Here is a 21408-nt window from a genome sequence, read left to right as displayed (position 1 = left end):
CGTTGACAATACGACGAGGGGCGAAGCGGCGTCGGACGCCGCCCCACCCCTCGTGCCCGGCGACACCTACGGCAGCAGGTAGTCCTTGTTCAGCACGTACGGCGCGGGCTGCTGGTCGTCCCGACCGTCGTGGCCCTGGGCGTCGCACTGGCGGGCGGCCACGATGCAGCCGTTGACCATCGCGGCGAGCGTACGGTCGTCCCACGCGTTGACGAAGTCGTAGTGGAACGTCGGGCCGGCCCCGCTGGTGAACTTCACCTTCGACATGTCGCCGTTGACCGGCCAGGCCATCTTGAACTCGAGCTTCGGCACCGCCACCGGGTGGCTGTCGGGGCAGACCACGCCCGACGCGGTGTGGGTGTCGACCGGGTACGCCATGTGGCTCTGGTGGTCCGGCGAGTCCAGGTGCTTGCCGTCCCAGCAACTGGGGGCCTGGTAGCGGATGTTGAGCTTGACGCTGCGCTCGGTCGAGCAGGTCAACGGGATGTTCTTGTTCTTGTAGCTGTCACCGCACTCGAAGCCCTCCTCGGTGGCGGCGAGGAATGTGTCGGCGTCGGCGTTCTTCGCGTTGCCGACGACGAAGCGCAGGCCCTTGGGGAACGGCCGCACGCTGCGGTAGTCGTACACGCCGCTCTTGTAGTAGATGGTCTGCAGGCCCTCCGGGTTGACCGCCTTGTCGCCGTTGAGCAGCGTCGGCATCCAGTAGGCCGACAGGTCGCCCTTGGCCTTGCAGGTGGTCTGGCCCTTGGAGAGCGACTCGACCGTGCTGTTCGCGTTGGTGGTGGTGTTGCCCATGAACGTGTGCAGGTGTGACGCGCCCGGCAGGTTCGGGAAGACGATCGGGTCGTCGCCGATGTTGGTCCGGCTCACCGAGCAGTTCGCCTGGAACTCGTGGAAACCGCCCTTGTTCGGCGGGATCGCGCGGGACGGCTTGACGTTGAGCACCGGGTTGGGCGCGTCGATCCAGCCGCCGCCCGAGCCACCGCCGGCCGGGGTCGTCGCGCCGGACGACGGGCTCGCCGAGGCGGACGGCCCGGTGCCGGGCGACGCGCTCGACGAGGGGCTCGCCGGCGCGCTGGGCGCGGTGCTCGGGGCCGAGCCGGACCCGCTGCTGCCCAGCTTGCCGAACACCTGGAACTCGAACAGCGAGTACCCGTACTGCCCGGAACGGGCCGTGCCGTACATCCGGACGTACCGGCCGGCGCCGGTCACGGTGTGGGTCTCGTTGCCGCCCGGACCCGTGGCGGTCTGGTAGATCGACGTCCAGTTCCGCGCGTCGTCCGAGACCTGGATCTCGTACGCCCGGGCCGACGCCCGCTCCCATTTCAGCACGACGCGCTCGATCGCCGCCGGGGCGCCGAGGTCGACCTGGAGCCACTGCGGGTCGGCGAAGGCGCTCGACCAGCGCGTCGTGTCGTCACCGTCGACCGCCGCCGTGGCGGGGAAGGCGCGTCCCTCGCTGGAGGACGCGGTCGCCGGCTTGCCCTGGGACAGGGACGTCTCGTCGGCGCCGGCCAGGTGGAGCTGGCCGACCGCGAACCACCCCACCAATCCGGCGAGGGCGACGGCGATGCCGGTCTTGGCGAAGAGCCGCTTCCGCGACGAATGGACGGAGGGGGAACGGGATCTCATCGGATCTCTCCATTGTGGGCAGGTCGATCGAGTACGCCGCGCAACGTTAGCCACGCGCGCAGCGGGGGTCCTGAGCCCAAAGGCCCAAAGCTCGAATGAGATCCCGTCGGGAGAAGCCGAAAAGCGGCGAAAATCGCAGGCGAAAACTGTTATCGCCGCCGTACGGGCAACAAGTCTTTAGGAGATTCTTAAGAGCATAGGCGGGTCCGCGAGAACGTGCCTACCCTGCGATGCCGTCCCGTTGCATTCTTCTCGTAGGAGCGATCCGTGTCGTACGCCGCGGTGCCCAGTCCCGACCCCGGCCCGCCGCCCGCGCGGCGCAAGCGCGGTCGTGCCGTCCTCTGGGGCGGCCTCGCCGTCACGGCGGTGGTGGTCGCGGCGACCGCGGTCCTCCTGACCGGCGCCCTGGCCGTCGGTCCGACGGAGACGACGAACGCGGCCCAGGCGCTGCCTGGTTCCGTGGCGGGCACGGGAGAGACCGCGGGTGTCGGCGGCACGCCGGGCACGTCGCCGAGCCCGGGGAGTCAGCCCGGCGCCTCGGCCTCGGCCTCGGCTGCGGCCAAGCCGCCGGCGGCACCGCCGCAGCAGGCCACACCGAAGGGTGGCTGGATCCCGGTCGACAAGGCGGCCTGGCAGCGGCAGGTAGCGGCCTACCAGGCCCGCAAGGTCGACCCGGTGCCGGGCGGCGTGGCCACCATCCCGGAGTTCCGGGCCGACTGCACCTACAGCCACCGGCTCGCCGACGACCCGATCGTCTTCCCCGGACTGGCCGGCGCCTCCCACATGCACTCGTTCTTCGGCAACAAGGCCGTCGACGCCGGCACCACGGCCGGTGACCTGACCCGGTTCACCGCCACGACCTGCAAGCCGGTGCAAGACCGCTCGTCGTACTGGGTGCCGACGCTCTACGACGCCGCCACGAAGAAGCCGGTCGAGCCGACGGGTTTCCGGGTCTACTACCGCTCGATCCGGACCAACTCGACCGGGATGATGCCGATCCCGGCCGGGCTGCGGATGATCGCGGGCGACGCGAAGAAGCGGGTGCCGACGCCGCGCGGCGCGCACGGCCAGTTCTACTGCGCCTTCTACGGCCCCGGCGACCTCGACGGCGTGGCCCGCAGCGGCAACGGGAACTGGCCGATCTGCGACCCGAAGAGCTACGCCACGCTGCACTACATGCTGCAGTACCCGGACTGCTGGGACGGGAAGAACCTCGACAGCCCGGACCACAAGAAACACGTCGCGTACGGGACCGACAAGGGCTGTCCCGCCTCCCATCCGGTGCGGATCCCGTCGCTCACCTTCGATATCACGTACGGCGTGAAGGGGACCTCGCAGGGTTATTACCTGTCGTCGGACCCGACCGGTCGGACGGCTTCCTCGATGCACGGCGACGCGTTCCTGATGTGGGACCAGGACGCGATGAACAAGCGCACCAAGAACTGTGTGCTGCAGCGTCGCCAGTGCGACAACGACGGTTACCAGAACTAGAGAAGAAAACGCAGTGAAACGGTCGCGTGAACTCCTGTCCCGATTCGTCGCGCCGCTCGTCGCGGCGGCGCTCCTGCTGCTCGCCGCCGGATGCGCGGACCCGGCACCCGCCGTGCCGGCCGCGGTGCCCGTGGTCAACGCCTTCGGCGGCACCGACCGCGCCTGGATCGAGATCAGCATCGCGATGAACGAGCAGGTGCTGCCGCTGCTGGCACTGGTGCCGACCCGCAGCGACGAGGCGGCGCTGACGAAGCTGAGCGCGGAGGTCCAGGCCTCCGCCACGGCCGAGTTGACGACGCTGCGGCGGCTGCACGAGCAGGCCGGGCTGCCGGCGGAGAACCCGCACGAGGGCATGCTGATGCCCGGCCTGGTGCCCACCGACGCGGTGACCGAGGCGGCGGCCCTCTCCGGCGCGCCGTTCGACGAGGCGGTCCGGGAGCACCTGCGGTCCTACCTCGAGCAGAGCGCCCGCCTGGCCGAGGGCGAGCAGGAGTCCGGCACGGACCCGGAGACCCGCGACCTGGCGACCCGCACCGCGACGGCGCGCGACACCGCCCTGCGGCAACTGGGCTAGACCGCCGGGATCTTCCGGAGCTCGGTCAACGCGTACTTCGCGATGGTCTCGACCATCTTGACGCCGTTCGGCTGGCTCTTGTGGTGGTTGGAGAGCACCGCCACGAGCCAGTCGTGGCCCGGCTCGACGAGGCGGCCGATCGAGTTGACCTGCCACAGGCCGTCGTCCTCGCTGACCGGGACCCAGCCGTTCTTGACGTAGACCTCGGTGGTGTCGGCGGTGGCGGCGGCCGGCACGCCCCAGTCCTGCTCCTTGTCGACCTGGCTCATGAGGCCGAACAGGTAGTCGCGGCCCGCCGCCGCCAGCGGACCGGCCTCGTCGGTGAGCGTGGTCAGCAGCCGGATCTGGTCGGCCGCCGTGGTCGTCGACGTGCCCCACGCCGACTTCGGCGAGGTCTGCTTCATGCCGAACGTCTTGTTGGCCGCGTTCAGCCCCGAGGTGCCGCCGATCCGGCCGAACAGCGCGGTCGTCGCGTCGTTGTCGCTCAACGTGATCGACAGCTTGGCGCGGCGCTTGTCGTTCTCGGTGATCTTCTGGTTCTTCTGCTGGGCCCGCAGCAGCAGGGCCGCCAGGATGTCGACCTTGATGATGCTGGCGGTCGGGAACCTGGTGGTGCCGACGGTGAGCGCGATGTCGGACAGCCGGTCGTGCACCGCGAGCGTGAGGTGCCCCTTGCCGATCTTCTGGACCTGAGCCTCGATCTTCTCCCGAGCCAGGGCCAGGTAGTCCGGCGTCGGGCTGGGGGTGGGCGAAGCCGTGGGTGCGGAGGCGGCCAGCGTGGGCCCGCCGTCACCGCGGGTGTGCCGCCAGATGACGGTCGCCTCGGCCACACCGCCGCCGGCGAGGGCCAGCAGCGCCCCGGCCAACACTCCCCGGCGCGAGACTCCGCGCTTGGTCATGCGGCCAGCCCTGGTCGGGTTTGTGCAGTTTTCATCGCTTTCCCATCACCTGACGCCACGGACTCGCGGCAAAGACGGTGGCGGAGGGCCCGTGCGTTGCACCGAACGCGAATGATTTATGCGACTGGGCCGGGGGATCTATCGTCGTCCACGTGAGCGCACACTCCGTGATCATCGACTGCGACCCCGGCCACGACGACGCGCTGGCTCTGTTGCTCGCCGTGGGCGACCCGCGGCTGCGCGTGCGCGGTGTGACGACCGTCGCGGGCAACCAGACCCTCGACAAGACGACACGCAACGCGCTGCGGATGCTCGCGCTGGCCGGCGTCACCGACGTCCCGGTCGCCGCGGGCTGCGACCGGCCGCTGGTCGGCACGCTGTCCGTCGCCGAGCAGATCCACGGTGCGTCCGGGCTCGACGGGCCCGACCTCGACGGGCCGACCGCGGAGGTGGCCGACGTGCACGCGGTCGAGCTCACCCGGCGGTTGCTCCTGGACTCCGCCGAACCGGTCACGCTGGTGGCGCTCGGGCCGTTGACCAACGTCGCGCTGCTGCTGCGCCGGCATCCCAAGGTGACGCCGCGCGTACGCCGGGTGGTCTTCATGGGTGGCTCGACCGGGCGGGGCAACACGACGCCGTACGGCGAGTTCAACATCGTGACCGACCCCGAGGCGGCCGACATCGTGCTGCGGTCGGGCCTGCCGACCACGATGATCGGGCTGAACGTCACGCACCAGGCGCTCGCGACCGCGGAGGTCATCGCCGAGTTCCGCGGCATGGGCACGCGGGTGGGCACGGTCTGCGCGGAGCTGATGACGTTCTTCGCGAGCGCGTACGAGCGGGTCTTCGGTCTCCCCCATCCCCCGGTGCACGACCCGATCGCGATCGCCACGGTCATCGACGCGGCGATCGTCCGCACGGTCGCGGCCCCGGTCGCCGTCGAGCTCGCGGGCGCGCACACCCGCGGCGCGACGGTCGTCGACCTGCACGGCACGACGGGCCGCGAGCCCAACGTCGACGTGGCGGTGGGCATCGACGTGGACGCGTTCTGGGGCCTGCTGATGGCCGCGGTCCGGCGCGTGGGCGGGGCGCCGATTCGGTGATCCGGCGAAACGTTCGCGGGTAGGCGCCGCCCGCGCCTAGCGTCGCCCACCATGACGTACGCGATCGAGCAGTTGAATCCGGCGATCCTTCCCGAGCGCAGCGGCGCCTACACCCACGGCACGGTGGTCACCGGGGCGCGCCGGACCGTCTTCGTCAGCGGGCAGGTGCCGTGGGCGGAGCGCGGTGTCGTGCCGCCGGACTTCGCCGACCAGTGCCGGCTCACCTGGCGCAACGTGCTGGCGGTGCTGGCCGAGGCGGGCATGGGCGTGGCGAACCTGGCCAAGGTGACGACCTACCTGTCGGACCGGGCCTACCGCGAGGAGAACGGCCGCATCCGCCACGAGGTGCTCGGCGAGCACCGGCCCGCGATCACCATCATCATCACCGAGATCTACGCACCGGAGTGGCTCCTGGAGATCGAGGCGGTCGCGGTCGACTAACCGATGAAGGTGTCGAGGAGCTGCCAGCCGAGTGGCGTGGGCTCGTGCCGGGCCCGGCGGGCCGCGCGGGTCGTCGTCACCAGGCCCGCGCGGCGCAGGTGGGCGACGTGGGCCGAGGCGGTGGAGGGCGCGATCCCCAGCGCCGCCGCCACCTCGCCCGTGCCGCAGCCGGGCCGGGTCGCGAGGACGCGCAGCACCGCGGCCCGGTGGCGGCCGATCGGGTCGGCCAGGCGCCCGCCGTCCGCGCGGGGGTCGCGCCAGAACGCGGCGGCCGTGCGGGCGGGGTAGAAGAGCATCGGCTGCTGCCGGTCGTTGAGCTGCCGGTGCACGCCGTCGGTGAGGAACATGCTCGGCACGAGCACCAGCCCGCGCCCGTGCAGTGGGTAGTCCGGTTCCGGCGGGCCCGCGTACTCCAGGAACGGGTAGTGCCAGCGCACCAGATCGGGGCTCAGCGTCGCCAGCATCGCCTCGACGCCGTGCCGGGCGGCCAGCCGCGCGCGATGCGCGACGTCGGCGGCGAGCTGGGCGTGCAGCCGCGGCCAGTCGTCGGCCAGCACCGCCCGGTGCAGGGCTACGAACGACCGGGCGAGCGCGCGCCGCCCGCGGTCCGGGTGGGCCACCAGGTCGTCGACCACTTTCATGGGAGTACGCAGGACGGCGCCGAACGCGGCCGTGTCCGCGGCGACCCGCGCGGCCGGATCGTCGAGCGCGGCGGCGATCTCCTCCGCGAACGTGCGCGCCACCGTGGGCGGCTCCGGCGTCAGGAAGTCGGGCATGTGGCGGGCGTGCGCGGAGCAGAGCGCGACCGCGGGCAGGGCGGCGGCCGGCAGGACGCGGCGCGCGGAGTGCCGCCAGGCCGCGAGACCCGGTGGCGCCTGGCGCACGCCTAGCCCCCGCGCGGCCTTGAGCGTCTCCTGGAAGGGCAACACGGCGAACCGGATCCGGCCGAGGTCCGGCCCGGACAGCACGAGGCGCGGCATCGCGTCACGATAGCGCTGCCGCCGATGCCGGGTCGGAGGTTTGAACCCGGGTCCGGCGTCAATACCAACGAGATCGAGTCGAGGAGGGACCGCCATGTCCGCAGACCGGGTCGAGAACTTCGGCGTGCCGTGGGAGGAGTCGTACGGGTACGTCCAGGCGATCAAGCGCGGCGACTCGATCTATCTGTCCGGCCAGCTCGCCAACGACGGCCCGAAGATCATCGGCCTGGCGCCGCTGGACCAGGACGGCCAGATCATGGACGCCGCCAACACGGGCGAGCAGATGCGCAAGGCGTACGAGAACGCGGACGTCCTGCTGCACCGCTTCGGCGCCTCGCTGGACGACGTGGTCGAGGAGACCGTCTACGCGCTCGACATCGACGCGGCGTTCGAGGCCGCGGGCCCGATCCGCAAGGCCGCGTACGGCCGCGACGACCCGCAGGTCGCCAGCACCCTGGTCGGTGTCACGCGGCTGGCCATCCCGGGCCAGCTCGTCGAGATCAAGATGGTCGCCCGCGTCTGAGCGCGCTTCAGCGCGCCTCCCACGGCTCGCCGACCTCCTTGAGCATGCGCTCGAGCGCGGTCGTGCGGTCGCGGACGGTCGCCAGCTCCGCGTGGACCGCGGCGAGCTGACGGGCCGTCTCCTCCTGGGCGGCGGTGGCCTGCTCGACGAGCGTGCGGTAGGCCTCTTCCCGGGTGACCGACATCCGCGCTCGCCAGGTGGCGGCCGCCTGGACGATCACCACGACGACGATCGCGCCCGCGAACAGCACGCCGGTCGCGCCCATCACTGCTTCCTGCCAGGTCATCGCTTGTTCTCCTCGTTCGCGTCACGCGGATCGGGGCCGGGCAGGGTCGCGACGGCCGCCGCGACGACCTCGGGGGTCAGGGACAGCGAGAACGGGGTCACCGTCACGTAGCGCATGGCGTGACCCTCCTCGGACAGCTCCGTCTCGCTGGTCACGAGGCCGGCGGCCGCGAGCTTGCTGAGGTGCGCGTGCACGAGCGGCCGACTCAACCCGACCTGGCGGGCCAGATCGCTCACGTACCGCCGCCCGCCGGCCAGCACCGCCAGCATCCGCAGCCGCTGCGGGCTGGCCAGGGCGGTCAACACCCGGACCAACTCGTCACCCTCCACCACCGTCAACTCCCAGTGTCGTGCGTAAACAAATTATTACGCACCACAACAGCGGCTGTCCACCAGACCAATACGGCGAAACGGGTGCTTTCATGGGCTGTGACGGTTGACGCGCCGGAGAAGTCCCGTTGGCGGCCGCTGGTGGTGCTGGGCCTCGCCCAGTTCCTGATGGTCCTCGACACGTCGGTGATGAACGTGTCGATCAGCCAGCTCGTCGACGATTTCGACACCGACGTGACCGCGATCCAGGCGACCATCACGCTGTACACGCTGGTGATGGCCGCCTTCATGATCACTGGTGGCAAGCTCGGCGACGGGTGGGGGCGCCGCCGCACGTTCCGGCTCGGGCTGCTCGTCTACTGTGTCGGCTCCACCCTGACGGCGGTCGCGCCCACGCTCTGGGTCCTCGTCGTCGGCTGGTCGGTCATCGAGGGCCTCGGCGCCGTGCTGGTGCTGCCGTCGTTGGCGGCGCTGGTCGGCGCCAACTACACGGGACGGGGCCGGGCCACCGCGTACGGCGTGGTCGGCGGTCTGGCCGGTGCCGGCATCGCGGTGGGCCCGTTGCTCGGCGGCTGGGTCACCACGTACCTCACCTGGCGTCTCGTCTTCGCCGGCGAGGCCGTGCTGGTCGTGCTGATCGTGCTGCTCGTTCCCTGGATCCGCGACGTCGCCCGTGAACCCACCCGGGCCAGGCTGGACCTCGTGGGCGCGGCGCTGTCGGCGTCCGGGATGGCGCTGGTCGTGCTCGGCATCCTGCAGAGCAGCACCTGGGGTTGGCTGGTGCCGCGCGACACGCCGGTCGAGTTCTTCGGCATCGCCCCGACGCTGTTCGTCATCGCCGGCGGCGTGGCCCTGCTGCTCTGCTTCCGCGCCTGGGAACGGCACCTCGCCGAGGGCGGACGGGAGCCGCTGGTCCGGCCCGGCCTCGCGGCCGCGCCACCGGTGCGCGCGGCGCTGTCGATGCTGCTGGTGCAGAACCTCGTCCTGCTCGGCATCTTCTTCGCGATCCCGCTCTACCTGCAGGTGGTGCTCGGGCTCGACGCGTTCCGCACGGGGCTGCGGCTGCTGCCCGCGTCCGTCGCCATGCTCGTCGCGTCGCTGGGCGGAGCCGCGCTCGTGCGGTTCGCCGGGCCGCGGCTCATCGTGCGTACGGCCGTCGTGCTCCTGGTGGCGTCGATCCTCTGGCTGGCGACCACCATACGGCCGACTCTCGACGACGCCTCGTTCGCGCTCGCGATGGCGCTGCTCGGTCTCGGCACCGGCCTGCTCGCCTCGCAGCTCGGCTACGTGGTCCAGAGCAGCGTCGGCGAGTCGGCCCGCGGCGAGGTGGGCGGCCTGCAGTACACGGCGCAGAACCTGGGTTCGTCGCTCGGCACGGCGCTCGTCGGCGCGGTGCTCATCGCCGCGCTGACCGGGACGTTCACCGACCGGATCAGCGCGGACCCGCGGATCTCCCCCACCGTGCAGGAGCAGGCCACCGTACGGATCAGCGCCGGCATCAGCTTCGTGTCGACCGCCGAGCTCAGCACGGCGCTGTCCCGGACATCCGTGCCGCCGGCGGAGGCGGCCGCCATCGTCGACGGCTACGCCGCGGCGCAACTGCGCAGCCTGCGGATCGCGCTGCTGCTCACCGCCGCCTTCGCCGCACTGGGCTTCCTGGCGACGCGCCGACTGCCGAGGAAGGCCCCGGTCGCTTCCTGATCAGGGGCCTGGCCGGGTACGGAACGGGGCCAGCGTGGTCCGGATCTGGGCGGCCGCGCCCCAGTCGTCGTCGAACTGGGCCAGGACGGCCAGGTGTTGGCGCAACTGGATGATCGGCATGCGGGTGCGCCAGTCCGCGTCGAGCGCCGTCAGGTCCGCGTACACCTCGAAGAATCGTGCCGCCTCGGGCGGCGGCGCGGTCGACCACATATGGGCCACGTCGACCTCGCCCCAGGTGTAGGAGACCGCCGGGTCGATCAGGGCCGGCTCACCGTCCGACGTGGCCAGCACGTTCTGCGCCCACAGGTCGCCGTGGGTCAGGCAGGCCGGCCGGGCCGGCAGCAGGTCGGGCAGCCGGTCACAGAGGCGCTCCAGGGCCGCGCGGTCGGCCTGGTCGAGTGCCGCGTCGACGCGGGGCTCCCCCAGCCACCGGAGCAGCCGGTGCTGCGCGAAGAACGCGAAACCGTCGTCGGTCCAGGCGTTGCTCTGCCGCCGGCGGCCCAGCCAGTTGTCTTGGTGCCAGCCGAAGCGCGGGTGCGTGGTGCCCAGGTGCAGGCGGGCGAGCACGTGCGCGAACCGCTCCCAGAACGCCTCGCTAGCCGGCCGCGGCCGCAGCATCGACAGCACGAGCACGTCGCGTCCGGTCAGGATCACCTCGGGTACGGGCACGCCGCCGAGGTCCCGCAGCGCGGCGAGGCCCTCGGCCTCCGCGGCGAAGACGTCGTCGGCCGGCGGCGCGGCGAACGCCTTGACGAACACCGGCGGCCCGTCGCGGCGGGTGGCGATGCCCGCCAGTGCCGCGAGCCCGCCCGTCGCCGGCTCCACCGCGACGGCGTCGTCCAGCCCGGCCCGGTGCAGGTGGTCCAGCAGGAACGGGGCGCTCACGTCGTCGCCGGTTCGGGACGGCGCCGGGTGACGCCGACGCTGGCCGCGGAGACCAGCACCAGCGCGGCGATCGCGGCCGGGCCGAGGTGCTGGTCGAGGACGAGCAGGCCGGCGATCGCCGCGGCGGCCGGCTGCAGGCTCATCAGGACGCCGAAGACCCGGGTCGAGAGGCGGCGCAGGGTGATCAGTTCGAGGGCGTAGGGCACGACCGAGGAGAGTACGGCCACCGCCAGCACCGCGGGAACCAGCGACGGCCGGGCGACCACCGCGCCGGCGTCGCCCCAGCCGAACGGCAGGACCAGCAGCGCGCCGACGGCGAACGAGACCGCCAGGCCGCCCAGGCCGGGCACGGCACTGCCGACGCGGGCGCTGGACACGATGTAGCCGGCCCCGCACGCTCCGGCCGCGAGGGCGAGCAGCAGCCCGGACAACGGGATCTCGACCCCCGTGCGGAGGCCGAGCAGCACGACGCCGGTGCCGGCCAGCAGCGCCCAGAGCAGGTCCGCCGGGCGCCGCGTCTGCACCAGCGAGAGCATCAGCGGGCCCACGAACGAGGCGGTGATGACCACGCCCTGCGGCGCGACGTTCAGCGCGAGGTAGGTCAGCAGGTTGAGGCCCGCCGAGAAGACGCCCAGCAGGGCCACGGACCGCCACGCCTCCGCCGACCAGGATCGCAGCCGCGGGCGGGTGGCGACGGCGAAGACCACGGCCGCGATGGACAGGCGGAGCAGCAGCACACCGGGCGGTCCGAGATCGTCGAACAGGGTACGCGCGACGGCCCCGCCGGCCTGCGCGCAGCAGACCGACAGCAGCACGAGCAGCGTCGGTGTCGCGTTCATGGCGCGTACGCGGCGGCGATCGTGGCGGCCCGCTCGTGCAGGGAGTCGCGCAACCACTGCGGTGTCAGGGCTTCCGCGTCCGCGGCGAGTTGCCAGAGCGCCCACTGCGCGTGCCGGGCGTCCTGGAAGGTGACTTCCAGTCGCAGCCGGCCGTCCGGGTCGGACTGTTCGGTGTGGACGGCCAGCGCGGTGCCCACCACGTCGTCGCGGCGCCGCGGTGCCACCCGTAGCAGCACGGTGACCAGGTCGCCGCCGGCCCGGAACCGGGTGCCGCGCTCGCGCCAGGCCCGGTCCAGGTCCACCGTGTCCGGTCGGTGCGCGGGCTCGGTGAGCTCCTCGGCGGCCAGGATCCGGGAGAGCCGGTACGTGCGGTCCGCGCCGGACCGCGTGGCCAGCAGGTAGCCCTGCTCGCGCACGGTGACCAGCCCGACCGGGTCCACCGTGCGCCATTCCGGGCTCCCGCCCACGGCCGCGTACCGGATGCGCAGCTTGTGTCCGGCGAGCACCGCGCGCCGTACCTCGGTCAGGATCGTCTCGGGAATCTCCTCCGCGGCGGCCACGCGGCGCGCGAGCAGGTCGGTGTCCGGATCGACGAGCAGCCGCTGCGCGACACCGGTCGCGGCGTCCCGCTGGCTGTCGGGCAGCGCGTCGACCACCTTGAGCATGGCCGACGCCAGCGCCGAGCCGAGACCGAAGGCCTGCGCCCCGCGCCGCGAACCGGCGACCAGCAGGGCCAGCGCCTCGTCCTCGGTGAGGCCGGTGAGCTCGGTCCGGAAGCCGGGCAGCAGCCCGAAACCGCCGTGCCGGCCGCGTTCCGCGTAGACGGGGACACCGGCGGCGGACAGCGCCTCGACGTCGCGCAGCACGGTGCGGGTGGACACCTCGAGCTCGCGGGCGAGGGTGGCCGCGGACAGCCGACCGCGCTGGCGCAGCAGCAGCACCAGGGAGACCAACCGGTCGGCCCGCATCCGCGGGATTCTGCCAGGGATATACGACAGAGGTTGTCGTGTATCGGCTGCGAGGCTCGGGCCCACACTCTCGACGAAGGGACCTGAGATGGCGATGCGGCGAACGGCGGTCAACCCGTGGGCGTGGTCGGCGACGCTCGGATACCACCAGGGTGAGCTCGTCTCCGGGCACACCCGGACCCTCTACTGCGCGGGCCAGACGGCGGTCGACGGCGAAGGCCGGCCGCGGCACGCCGGCGATCTCGCGGCGCAGGTGGCGCTGAGCCTCGACAACCTGTCGGCGGTGCTCGACGAGGCCGACATGACGCTCGCGCACCTGGTGCGGCTCATCGTCTACACGACCGACGTCGACGCGCTGTTCCGGCACTACGGCGTCCTGGCGGCGCGGTTGGGCGCGGCCGGGGTGGCGCCGGCCACCACGGTGCTCGGCGTGACCCGGCTGGCCCTCCCCGACCTCGCGGTCGAACTCGAGGGCACCGCCGTCGCGTGACCGCGGCGCGCTCGTTACTCACCGGGCGGAAAGGGGACGACGCATGCTCAGGTCGTGTTCCAGATCGAGACGTCGTACCGGCCCGCCCTGGCCGGCCGGCCCGCGGGTTGCTACGTGCTCGGCGGCCCGGCGTCCCGGACGGTGGAGGGCGGGTTGACCGGTGTCGTCACCGTGCCGGCGACCGGCAGACCCTGCGGATCCGGCCGCTGCGGGACATCAGGCGGTTCTGGGCGGACCTGGTCGCCGAGGATTCGGCCCTGGCCCGCCTGCGGTTCGGCGTGCGGGCCCGCAACGGCGCCACCGGGCAGGGCGTGTTCGACCACCTGCGGATCAGGCGGACCCGCGACCAGGTCCGCTGGGCCGTCCGGGAGCAGCGGGACCTGATGCGGCGGCTCGGCCGGCAGTACCCGGACATCACCCAGTTGCTCGGCCCCGAGGTGTCGATGGTGCGGCACATGAACGTCTTCATGGAGCACTTCGCGCTGTTCCCGTACCCGGACCGTGGCACGGCGCCGGTGAAGGACAACAGCGTGGCGGCGGCACGGGAGATGGTGCGTTGGTACCACCGGCGCGGCGCGCTCGTGCAGTACAACCACCCGCCGATCGACCCGGCGGAGCTGGTCGCCGCCCGGGCGCTCGACTGCGACCTGATGGAGACCGTCGACTCGGAGGGCGACTTCACCGTCACCGACCAGCGGTTCGCGCTGTTCGACGTCGCCGCCCGCAACGCGATCTTCCTGACCGCGACCAGCCAGAACGACGACCACGGCGGCCGGGACTGGCCCCAGCAGCACCTCTTCCACACCTCGGTCTGGTCCCGGTCGCGCCGGGCGAAGGACCTGCTCGCCGGTCTGGCGGCCGGCCAGGTCTTCCTCAACCACCAGCGGCTGTGGCCGACCGGCACGCTCGACCTGACCGTCGACGGACGACCGGCGATGGGCCAGGTCATCAGGACCGACCAGGCGTACGCGTCGGTCGGGATCGTGGCTTCGGACCTGCCCGGCGGCGCGTCCGTCGACGTCGTGGTCGGCGTCTGCGACCGCACGGGGGCGACCACCCCGAGCATCGCCCGGCACACCTTCCCCGCCACCGCCTTCGCCGCCGGGCCGCTGCCGTTCCGGCTCGACCGGGCCGGCGGGCGCTATCTGCGGGTCGAGGTGTCCGGCGCCGACGGTGGGCCGCTCGGCTTCGGCAACCCGCTGTGGTTGCTGCCGGACGACGCGGCGGTCGAGGTGCCGAAGGCGCGCCGGTTCCAGCAGCTCAAGTAATACTCAAGATCCGCTGCTTCCGGCTGCGGGAACGACAGATGCAAATACGCTGACCGCACCCAGTTCGCTCGCGGCCAGCGCGGTCCTTTGTGGCCCGGCGACTCGTCGTACCCGAAGCGCTTGAGACCTAGGAGGAAGCATGCGACGCAGACGACTGCGGATCGCACTTCTGGCGCTGCCAGCCGTGGTGGCCAGCAGCGTCCTGATGGCAACTCCGTCCGCGGGCGCGGACCCCGCGGCCGCGCCGTCCACCCCGGAGGGAGCGCGCTCCGTCCGGATCGAGCTGAGCGGCGCCGCGATGCTCGAGAAGGTGAACGACGCCGGCTTCGACATCGAGCACGGCCTCACGCGGGTGCCGAACGGCATCGAGGGCGAGGCGGTGGCGACCGACGCGGAGATCGCCGAGCTGAAGGCGCTGGGCGTCAAGATCCTCGCCGACGGCGCGGGCTTCGCGTGGCCCGAGGTGGCGGACGGCGGCCTCGCCGGCACCGCCGCGCGGTCCGCCGTGCCGCTCACCCACGAGGAGACCGTGCGGGTCGTCCGCGCGGACTGGTTCACCACCAAGGGCCAGGGCTTCCTCTACGTCGAGGCCCGGACCACCGAAGGCGCCCAGGCCGACCCGATCGTCGGCATGCAGCTCGAGAACGACTCGGGCCGGGGCACCCCGTGGGGCTTCGCCCGCTCGATGAGCCGCTTCGTCGACTCCGGGGAGTACATGTTCCACCGGAACCTGTTCAAGCTGGACGCCCGCCCGCACGAGATCAGGGTCACCAGCTCGACCGGCGGCGTCGCGATCGGCACGGTCTCCGACTGGCTCGAGGACGCTCCCCCGCCGCTGACGGAGAACCCGGGCTACAAGTCCAACTTCATCGACGGCTACAAGCACCCGCAGCAGCTGTACACGCGGGCGGAGCAGATCGCCGCCCAGTACCCGGACATCGCCGAGATCATCTACCTGCCCAACCGGACGAACGGCTACCAGCGCAAGGCGCAGGCCACGATCGGCGGCACCGGTGAGTCCGCGGTCGTCGTCAGCTCGGCGGCGTGGGGCCACCAGGGCGGCAACGACATCACCGTCGAGTTCGTCGACCGGCCGGGCGCCGACCTGCCGCTCGGCGTCGAGGTGACCGGCAAGGCCATCCGCGTCCTGCTCGCCAAGGACGCCGGCGGCGCGCTGGCCAGCACCGCCGCGCAGGTGTCGGCGGCGCTGGAGACCCAGTCGCAGGGGCTGGTCGACCGGGCCCACCCGTACCGGACCAACACGGGCACCGGCGTCGTCGCCGCGACGACCGCACCGGTCGCGCTGACCGACTCCCTCGACCAGAAGCGCGTCGGCGCGCCCGAGGGTGAGGTGCCCCGCGGGCCGAAGACGATCCCGGTGCTGCGGATCGGCAAGCACCGCGACATGAGCAAGCCCGGCGTCCTGATCCAGGCGCAGGACCACGCCCGCGAGTGGGTGCCGGCGACGACCTCGCTGGAAGCGGCCGAGCGGCTGGTGCACAACTACAGGACCGACAAGGAGACGAAGAAGATCGTCAACGACACCGACGTCTTCTTCATCCTCTCCAACAACCCCGACGGGGCGAACTACAGCTTCTACAACTTCGCCTCGCAGCGGAAGAACATGACCAACCACTGCGAGGACGCCAACGCCGACCCGGGCCGCCGCGACTCCTGGGGCGTCGACCTGAACCGCAACTACCGGGTGGGTTCCGGCTTCGACGGGTACGACGGCGCGTCGACCAGTTGCACCAGCGGCAACTACCAGGGTCCGGCGGAACTGTCGGAGCCGGAGTCGAAGAACATCATCTGGCTGGTCGAGAAGTACCAGAACATCAAGTTCATGATGTCGGTGCACTCCAACGGCGGCCAGCTGTTCTGGCAGCCCGGCGCCTACATCGCGGACGGCCGGATCACCACGCCGCGCCCGCCGCTCGGCGACGAGGCGTTCTACTGGCAGTCGGCCGGTCGGATCCTCTCGCAGGTCAAGAACTACCGGGAGACGGTCGTGACGCCGGAGAACGTCGGCGGCTCGTCGGACGTGCTCTACTCGTCGGCCGGCAACGTGCGTGAGGACCTCTACCACACCTACGGCATCTACGCCTTCGGTTGGGAGGTCGGCGGCTCGGTCTACAACCCGGCCACCGGCAACTGGCAGGGCGGCTCGTTCCAGCCTCCGTGGGAGGGCGTGCCGGACCTGGTCAGCGGCCACTCCGAGACGATGGAGTACGCCAACGGCATCATGGAGATGTTCCGGATCGCCGCGGAGTGGGGCAAGGACAAGAAGGACCCGAAGTCCGACCTCGTCCCCGGCAGCGGCAGGTTCACGCGTCCGGTCGACGTGCGGTTCGAGACGAACGAGCCGGCGACGATCTACTACACGACCGACGGCAGCCGGCCGACGCTCGACTCGCCCCGCTACGAGGCGACGGAGTTCCGCGAGCCGGGCCAGGTCTTCCACGTGACGCGGACGACGACGTTCAACTGGTTCTCGGTGGACGCCGCCGGCAACGTCGAGAACAACTACGACCCCGAGAAGAACCGCAAGAACTACCGCACGGCGACGATCACGATCCGCCCGTAACGCACTCCGCCGCCGGGACCAGTTTCTGGTCCCGGCGGCGGTCTTTTCCGTGCGTCATCTCGGGCTGCGGCGGCCCTTGGCGTCGGTCAGGCGGCGGCGCAGGTCGTCGCGGACGTCCATGACCGCGGCGTGCAGGTCGTCCTCCGTCGAGGTCGTGACGATCTTGTCGAGGTCGCGGGTCCAGCACTCCAGAGTGACCTTCTGGCCCGGCGACTGCCGGTCCTTGACCGAGATCTCCAGCTCGGTCGCGTCGGCGTCGAAGGACGCGAGGCGCGTGTCGAGCGGGCCGAACTGCTCGGCGATCCAGGTCCGGTCACCCTCGGTGAAGCCGGCCCCCATGCGCAGGCACTGCTCGACCGTGGCCGGGTTGGCGACGCCACTCATCTGATCTCCTCGGATCGGCAACAGACGACTGAAGATCGTGTACCCGGGAGGGGGCGGCCGTAAAACAGGTCAGGGTTGACCGAAGAAGTCGTCGATCGGTACGCGTGCCTCGTCGAACAGTGCCGGACCGGCACGCTCGACCCGTTTCGGCGCGGCGACCCCCGACAGCTCCTGGAACTGCGCGCTCGACAGGGCGAAGACCACCCGACCCAACCCGGAGCGGTCGATGGCGTACGCACACATGTCGCAGGGTTCGCAGCTGGTGTACATGGTGGTCCCGGCGGCCGTCGCCGCGTCGAGCTCACGGGCCGCCCATCGGGCGAGCTTGAGCTCGGGATGGGCGGTGATGTCGCCGTCACCGGGCACGGTGTTGTGGTCCTCGGCGAGGACCGCGCCGTCCGGCCCCACCAGCAGCGACCCGAAAGGCCGGCCACCGACCGCCGGCGCCGCGGCCGCCAGCGCGACAGCCCGGCGCAGATACTGCTCATCTCGTTGATCCACGATCCCGATCCTCCCCTGCCCCATCAGCCGCAGTCCATCCGTCGTCGGGTCTCGCCGGCAGCAGCCGTTACGCTGTGACCGATGGGGTGGGACGTGCTCGCGCGGTGGGGTGACGACGCCGCGGCGGTCGCACCGCTGTCAGGCGGGGTGGCCAACGACGTGTGGAGCGTACGCGTCCGCGGACGCCGCGCGGTCGGCCGTCTCGGCACCAGAAGCGACGCCGATCTCGCCTGGGAGACGTCGCTCCTCGCCCATCTCGACCGCGCGGGCCTGACCGTGCCGGTGCCGATCCCGACCGACGACGGCCGCCTGTTCGCCGACGGTCTCGTGGTGATGACCTACGTGGCGGGCGTCCCGCCCGAGACGCGGGCCGACTGGGGTCGCGTGGCCGAGACGCTCCGCGAGGTGCACCGGTTGACGCGGGGCTGGCCGCAACGCCCGGGCTGGCGATCGTCGACCGACCTCCTGCACGTCGAGACCGGGACGAAGGTCGACCTGGGCGCGATGCCCGCGGAAGGCGTGGCCCGCTGCCGGGCGGCCTGGGCGCGGCTGGCCGGCCGCCGGACCTGCGTGGTGCACGGCGACCCCGACAACCTGGGCAACGTCCGCATGACGGCGGATCGCGTCGGGCTGATCGACTGGGACGAGTCGCACGTCGACGTACCGGATCTGGACCTGGTGCTGCCGGACAACGCCGCGGACCTCGACGACGCGGCGTACGACGTCGCGTCGCAGGCGTCCGCGGCCTGGGAAGCGGCGGTCTGCTGGGACGACGACTACTCGGTGCGGCGCCTCGCCGAGGTCCGCGCGGTCTGAGCGCGCGGACTCTCCTGGAAGGACGGACGTCGTGCGCGTCGAGATCAGTGTCGAGTCGCTCGACGGCGTGCGGATCGCCGCCCGGGCCGGGGCCGCGCGCGTCGAGCTGTGCGCCGGCCTGTCCGACGGCGGGCTCACCCCGAGCGTGGCGCTCATCGAGGCCGCCGCCGAGCTGGCCGAGGTGCACGTCCTCGTGCGGCCGCGCCCCGGCGACTTCCACTACTCGCGCGACGAGGTGGATCTCGTCGTCCGGGACATCGCCGTCGCACGGCGGCACGGCGCGGCGGGCGTGGTCGTCGGCGCGCTGGCCGGGGACGGCACGGTCGCGGCCGAGTGTGCCCGGTTCGTCGACGCGGCCGAAGGGCTGGAGACGACCTTCCACCGCGCCATCGACGTCAGCGCGGACTCCCGTCAGGCCCTGGACCGGTTGGCGGACCTGGGTTTCACGCGGGTACTGACCTCGGGCCGGCGCCGGTCCGTACTCGATGGTGCGCCTTTGATCAAGGAACTGGCCACCCGGACGGGAGTGACCGTGATGGCGTGCGGCGGGGTGCGGGCCGCCAACGCCGCGCTGGTCGTCGCCGCGACCGGCGTCGAGGACCTGCACGCGGCGCCCCGCAGGCCCGTGGGCACCGCCCGAGCCGGCGACCTGTCCTACGCCGGCGTCGGCGTCCCGCCCGGCTACGACCGCTTGGAGACGGACCCCGACGAGGTGGCCGCGCTCTGCGCGGAGGGTCGCGCGGTCAGTGGCCGAACGCCCACGCGACCATGAGCGGAAACTCGTGCTTCCAGAAGGCGCCGCCGTGGGCGCCGGCCCGTTCGGCCATGACGACGTCCGCATCCGCCGCGCGGAGAGCGTCGGCCCACCGGGTGGCGTTGGCGAGGAAGAACGGTTCCTCGGTGCCGGCGACGAGGTAGGTCCGGGGAAGCCGGACGGGGAGCACGGTGGGCGGCTGGTAGCCGGCCCCGGGCGAGGCGCAGAAGACCGCGCCGTAGATGTCGGGATGGCGCATCCCCATGGCCAGCGCGAGTTCCCCGCCGGCCGAGACACCGAACACCGCGGTGCGGCTGGTTGGCAGGCTGACACCCAGGCGGGTCGCCGCCCACCGACGGACGTCCTCGACGAAGAACGTCTCGTGGGCCGCGAACCGCGGCGGATCGAATGGGGCTGTGCTCGGGCCCGGGGAGTACTCGTGCAGCCGCACCGTCTCATCCTCGACGCGGTGCGCGCCAATGATCATCGTGGGCGGCAGTGCGGCGGCCTCCAGAGCCTCTGCCCACGTGGCGACCGACTGCCCGTCGCCGGTGAAGACGACTGCCGTTGCCGGACCCGCCGGGACGTACGCGGTGACCTGCCGTCCGCCGTCGTACGCCAATGTCTCGGTGATGAACGGCATCGAGCATGGGCTCCCATCGCTGGTGGGGTGCGTGCGAACTCGCCGGTAGTTGCCGCATTGGAAACTATCCACTATAGTTTCCGCCATGGAAACTAACGGTCCGGGTCCGAGCCGGTACGAGGCGGCGAACGACCTTGCCGCCATCGCCCATGTCCAGCGTGCAGTCCGCAACCGCCCCTGGCCGATCTGGCTTTATCCGGCCAATGCGCTGCTGCTGGGCGGTCTGGCGCTGACGGGACTCATCGAGTCCTCCGCGTTGGCCGCGCTGGTCGCGCTCGCCCTGGCCTGCTCGCTGGCGGCGGTCAACTACCGGGTGGGCCGGGCGATCGGCACGCCGTACGCGATTCCGTCGAGTCGAGGCTTCCGCGTGCTCGCCGCCCTGTCCGCGGCCTTCGTGATCGTCTCGGTGCTCGTGCCAGCGGACGGCCCGCGGTGGCTCATCCTCGCGGGTGCCGCCGGGGCGGTGATCAGCTACACCGCGGGCGCGGCTGTGCACGTCCGGAGCACGCGTCGATGACGGCGCGACTGGATCAGGTCATCCACCCCACCCACCGGCTGAAGATCTGCGCGATGTTGGATGCCGGGACCCCGGTGGAGATGTCCGTCATCAAGGACGCCGTCGACCTGAGCGCCTCCGCACTGAGCAAGCAGGTGGCCGCACTCGTCGACGCGGGCTACGTCGCACAGGAACGCTCCAGTGTCGACAGTCGACGCATCTGGCTGACGCTGACGAAAGAAGGAAAGCGGGCATACCGCGGTCACGTCGAGGCTCTACGAGCAATCGTCGGCACGTGACCGAACCTGGCGTCGTCGCTCGCGCAGCCGGAGCCAACGACGGCTCAACGCTCTCGCCGCAACGAGAGCGGCGGTTGTGCCGGCGACCACCAGCACGAGGGCGACCGCGGATCCCCGAAACTGCCAGACGAAGACGATCCCCACCGCGACCGCCCGTTCGACGACTGCCCAGACGGCGGTCAGGGCGGTCGACATCGGCGGGGTGGAGGGCACGAGGCGACCTTCCATGACCGTCTCACCGAGCCCTCGCCGCCAGACGCCTGGGGCAAGGACGGCGATGTTGGCCACCTCGAGGATCGCCAGGACCGCCGCGATCCACCAAGCCGCAGTGGCCGGCCCGGGTCCGTGGAGCAGATCCGGTGCCGCCACCTCGAGTGCGCCGAGCATGACCAGAGCCGCCAGCCCCGCGACGACCGCCTCGAGGACAGTCAGAAAGGCAAGCAGGACCACGACGAACGCGGCCCGGCCCCACCGGGTAACGAGAAAGTCGCCGCCGTCCCGCACCTGTCGATGAGACATCTC

At 71.8% G+C, this 21408-nt stretch carries 25 protein-coding genes; 13 read left to right on the top strand and 12 right to left on the bottom strand.

What is annotated here, in order from left to right:
* Positions 1 to 66: 66 nt before the first annotated feature.
* Positions 67 to 1632 carry a DUF1996 domain-containing protein gene (locus Asi02nite_RS23205; RefSeq protein ID WP_203716002.1) on the bottom strand — a complete coding sequence of 522 codons (1566 nt, stop codon included), beginning with the start codon at positions 1630 to 1632 and terminating at the stop codon, positions 67 to 69.
* A gap of 267 nt (positions 1633 to 1899) precedes the next feature.
* On the opposite strand from Asi02nite_RS23205, the gene Asi02nite_RS23200 reads away from it, so the two are divergent.
* Positions 1900 to 3123: a DUF1996 domain-containing protein gene (locus Asi02nite_RS23200; RefSeq protein WP_203716001.1), complete on the top strand. Its 1224-nt coding sequence runs from the start codon at positions 1900 to 1902 to the stop codon at positions 3121 to 3123.
* 13 nt (positions 3124 to 3136) lie between these two features.
* The gene (locus Asi02nite_RS23195) at positions 3137 to 3697 is read left to right on the top strand and encodes a DUF305 domain-containing protein (RefSeq protein WP_203716000.1); all 561 of its coding nucleotides are present in this window, start codon (positions 3137 to 3139) and stop codon (positions 3695 to 3697) included.
* Here Asi02nite_RS23195 and Asi02nite_RS23190 read toward each other — a convergent pair.
* Positions 3694 to 4596: a serine hydrolase gene (locus Asi02nite_RS23190; protein ID WP_203715999.1), complete on the bottom strand. Its 903-nt coding sequence runs from the start codon at positions 4594 to 4596 to the stop codon at positions 3694 to 3696. The two genes, Asi02nite_RS23195 and Asi02nite_RS23190, sit on opposite strands and share 4 nt — an antisense overlap.
* Positions 4597 to 4748: 152 nt before the next feature.
* On the opposite strand from Asi02nite_RS23190, the gene Asi02nite_RS23185 reads away from it, so the two are divergent.
* Both Asi02nite_RS23185 and Asi02nite_RS23180 read left to right on the top strand, forming a co-directional pair.
* Positions 4749 to 5699 (top strand): nucleoside hydrolase, encoded by a 951-nt coding sequence (locus tag Asi02nite_RS23185; RefSeq protein ID WP_239126974.1) that lies wholly within the window; start codon positions 4749 to 4751, stop codon positions 5697 to 5699.
* Positions 5700 to 5750: 51 nt separating this feature from the next.
* Positions 5751 to 6140, top strand: coding sequence for a RidA family protein (locus tag Asi02nite_RS23180; protein ID WP_203715998.1), 390 nt, complete (start codon positions 5751 to 5753; stop codon positions 6138 to 6140).
* Here the strand turns inward: Asi02nite_RS23180 and Asi02nite_RS23175 are convergent.
* Positions 6137 to 7120, bottom strand: coding sequence for an ArsR/SmtB family transcription factor (locus Asi02nite_RS23175; protein WP_203715997.1), 984 nt, complete (start codon positions 7118 to 7120; stop codon positions 6137 to 6139). The two genes, Asi02nite_RS23180 and Asi02nite_RS23175, sit on opposite strands and share 4 nt — an antisense overlap.
* A gap of 94 nt (positions 7121 to 7214) precedes the next feature.
* On the opposite strand from Asi02nite_RS23175, the gene Asi02nite_RS23170 reads away from it, so the two are divergent.
* Positions 7215 to 7643 carry a Rid family hydrolase gene (locus tag Asi02nite_RS23170; protein WP_203715996.1) on the top strand — a complete coding sequence of 143 codons (429 nt, stop codon included), beginning with the start codon at positions 7215 to 7217 and terminating at the stop codon, positions 7641 to 7643.
* Between the two features lie 7 nt (positions 7644 to 7650).
* Here the strand turns inward: Asi02nite_RS23170 and Asi02nite_RS23165 are convergent, their stop codons facing one another.
* Both Asi02nite_RS23165 and Asi02nite_RS23160 read right to left on the bottom strand, forming a co-directional pair.
* Positions 7651 to 7929: a hypothetical protein gene (locus tag Asi02nite_RS23165; protein ID WP_203715995.1), complete on the bottom strand. Its 279-nt coding sequence runs from the start codon at positions 7927 to 7929 to the stop codon at positions 7651 to 7653.
* A complete protein-coding gene (locus tag Asi02nite_RS23160; protein WP_373312318.1) occupies positions 7926 to 8261 on the bottom strand; it encodes an ArsR/SmtB family transcription factor in 336 nt (111 codons plus the stop codon). The genes Asi02nite_RS23165 and Asi02nite_RS23160 overlap by 4 nt, the downstream gene beginning before the upstream one ends.
* A 96-nt stretch (positions 8262 to 8357) precedes the next feature.
* Here Asi02nite_RS23160 and Asi02nite_RS23155 point away from each other — a divergent pair, with 96 nt between their 5' ends.
* Positions 8358 to 9959 (top strand): MFS transporter, encoded by a 1602-nt coding sequence (locus Asi02nite_RS23155; RefSeq protein ID WP_203715993.1) that lies wholly within the window; start codon positions 8358 to 8360, stop codon positions 9957 to 9959.
* Here the strand turns inward: Asi02nite_RS23155 and Asi02nite_RS23150 are convergent, their stop codons facing one another.
* Genes Asi02nite_RS23150 through Asi02nite_RS23140 form a run of 3 tightly spaced genes read right to left on the bottom strand, consistent with a single transcriptional unit; the run spans position 9960 to position 12651 of the window.
* The gene (locus Asi02nite_RS23150; protein WP_203715992.1) at positions 9960 to 10844 is read right to left on the bottom strand and encodes a fructosamine kinase family protein; all 885 of its coding nucleotides are present in this window, start codon (positions 10842 to 10844) and stop codon (positions 9960 to 9962) included.
* A complete protein-coding gene (locus Asi02nite_RS23145; protein ID WP_203715991.1) occupies positions 10841 to 11683 on the bottom strand; it encodes an EamA family transporter in 843 nt (280 codons plus the stop codon). The genes Asi02nite_RS23150 and Asi02nite_RS23145 overlap by 4 nt, the downstream gene beginning before the upstream one ends.
* Entirely contained in the window at positions 11680 to 12651 is a 972-nt protein-coding gene (locus Asi02nite_RS23140; protein WP_203715990.1) for a helix-turn-helix transcriptional regulator, read from the bottom strand. The genes Asi02nite_RS23145 and Asi02nite_RS23140 overlap by 4 nt, the downstream gene beginning before the upstream one ends.
* An 88-nt stretch (positions 12652 to 12739) precedes the next feature.
* Between Asi02nite_RS23140 and Asi02nite_RS23135 the strand changes: the two genes are divergently transcribed.
* From Asi02nite_RS23135 to Asi02nite_RS23125, 3 genes are all read left to right on the top strand, one after another.
* Positions 12740 to 13141 (top strand): RidA family protein, encoded by a 402-nt coding sequence (locus Asi02nite_RS23135; RefSeq protein WP_239126971.1) that lies wholly within the window; start codon positions 12740 to 12742, stop codon positions 13139 to 13141.
* A 107-nt stretch (positions 13142 to 13248) separates the two neighbouring features.
* Positions 13249 to 14409: a CehA/McbA family metallohydrolase domain-containing protein gene (locus Asi02nite_RS23130; protein ID WP_203715989.1), complete on the top strand. Its 1161-nt coding sequence runs from the start codon at positions 13249 to 13251 to the stop codon at positions 14407 to 14409.
* A 139-nt stretch (positions 14410 to 14548) separates the two neighbouring features.
* Positions 14549 to 16993 carry a M14 family metallopeptidase gene (locus tag Asi02nite_RS23125; RefSeq protein WP_203715988.1) on the top strand — a complete coding sequence of 815 codons (2445 nt, stop codon included), beginning with the start codon at positions 14549 to 14551 and terminating at the stop codon, positions 16991 to 16993.
* A 54-nt stretch (positions 16994 to 17047) separates the two neighbouring features.
* Here Asi02nite_RS23125 and Asi02nite_RS23120 read toward each other — a convergent pair whose 3' ends face one another.
* Both Asi02nite_RS23120 and Asi02nite_RS23115 read right to left on the bottom strand, forming a co-directional pair.
* Complete coding sequence (locus Asi02nite_RS23120; protein ID WP_203715987.1) at positions 17048 to 17377, bottom strand: HPF/RaiA family ribosome-associated protein; 330 nt, start codon at positions 17375 to 17377, stop codon at positions 17048 to 17050.
* Between the two features lie 69 nt (positions 17378 to 17446).
* Positions 17447 to 17878, bottom strand: coding sequence for a nucleoside deaminase (locus Asi02nite_RS23115; RefSeq protein WP_203715986.1), 432 nt, complete (start codon positions 17876 to 17878; stop codon positions 17447 to 17449).
* A gap of 81 nt (positions 17879 to 17959) precedes the next feature.
* On the opposite strand from Asi02nite_RS23115, the gene Asi02nite_RS23110 reads away from it, so the two are divergent.
* The gene (locus Asi02nite_RS23110) at positions 17960 to 18694 is read left to right on the top strand and encodes a phosphotransferase enzyme family protein (protein WP_203715985.1); all 735 of its coding nucleotides are present in this window, start codon (positions 17960 to 17962) and stop codon (positions 18692 to 18694) included.
* Between the two features lie 31 nt (positions 18695 to 18725).
* The gene (locus Asi02nite_RS23105) at positions 18726 to 19466 is read left to right on the top strand and encodes a copper homeostasis protein CutC (protein WP_203715984.1); all 741 of its coding nucleotides are present in this window, start codon (positions 18726 to 18728) and stop codon (positions 19464 to 19466) included.
* On the opposite strand, the gene Asi02nite_RS23100 is transcribed toward Asi02nite_RS23105, so the two are convergent.
* A complete protein-coding gene (locus Asi02nite_RS23100; protein ID WP_203715983.1) occupies positions 19438 to 20091 on the bottom strand; it encodes an alpha/beta hydrolase-fold protein in 654 nt (217 codons plus the stop codon). The two genes, Asi02nite_RS23105 and Asi02nite_RS23100, sit on opposite strands and share 29 nt — an antisense overlap.
* A gap of 85 nt (positions 20092 to 20176) precedes the next feature.
* On the opposite strand from Asi02nite_RS23100, the gene Asi02nite_RS23095 reads away from it, so the two are divergent.
* Positions 20177 to 20608, top strand: a complete 432-nt coding sequence (locus Asi02nite_RS23095) for a hypothetical protein (protein ID WP_203715982.1) — start codon at positions 20177 to 20179, stop codon at positions 20606 to 20608.
* On the top strand, positions 20605 to 20886 hold the full coding sequence (locus Asi02nite_RS23090) for a transcriptional regulator (protein WP_203715981.1): 282 nt from the start codon (positions 20605 to 20607) through the stop codon (positions 20884 to 20886). Before Asi02nite_RS23095 ends, Asi02nite_RS23090 begins: the two co-directional genes overlap by 4 nt.
* Here the strand turns inward: Asi02nite_RS23090 and Asi02nite_RS23085 are convergent.
* Positions 20863 to 21390 carry a hypothetical protein gene (locus Asi02nite_RS23085; RefSeq protein ID WP_203715980.1) on the bottom strand — a complete coding sequence of 176 codons (528 nt, stop codon included), beginning with the start codon at positions 21388 to 21390 and terminating at the stop codon, positions 20863 to 20865. The two genes, Asi02nite_RS23090 and Asi02nite_RS23085, sit on opposite strands and share 24 nt — an antisense overlap.
* Positions 21391 to 21408: the final 18 nt, after the last annotated feature.

Source organism: Asanoa siamensis (assembly GCF_016862555.1).
Taxonomy (GTDB): Bacteria; Actinomycetota; Actinomycetes; order Mycobacteriales; family Micromonosporaceae; genus Asanoa; species Asanoa siamensis.
The sequence above is the reverse complement of the archived record's forward strand: the minus strand, read 5'-3'. Positions and strand labels throughout refer to the sequence as shown.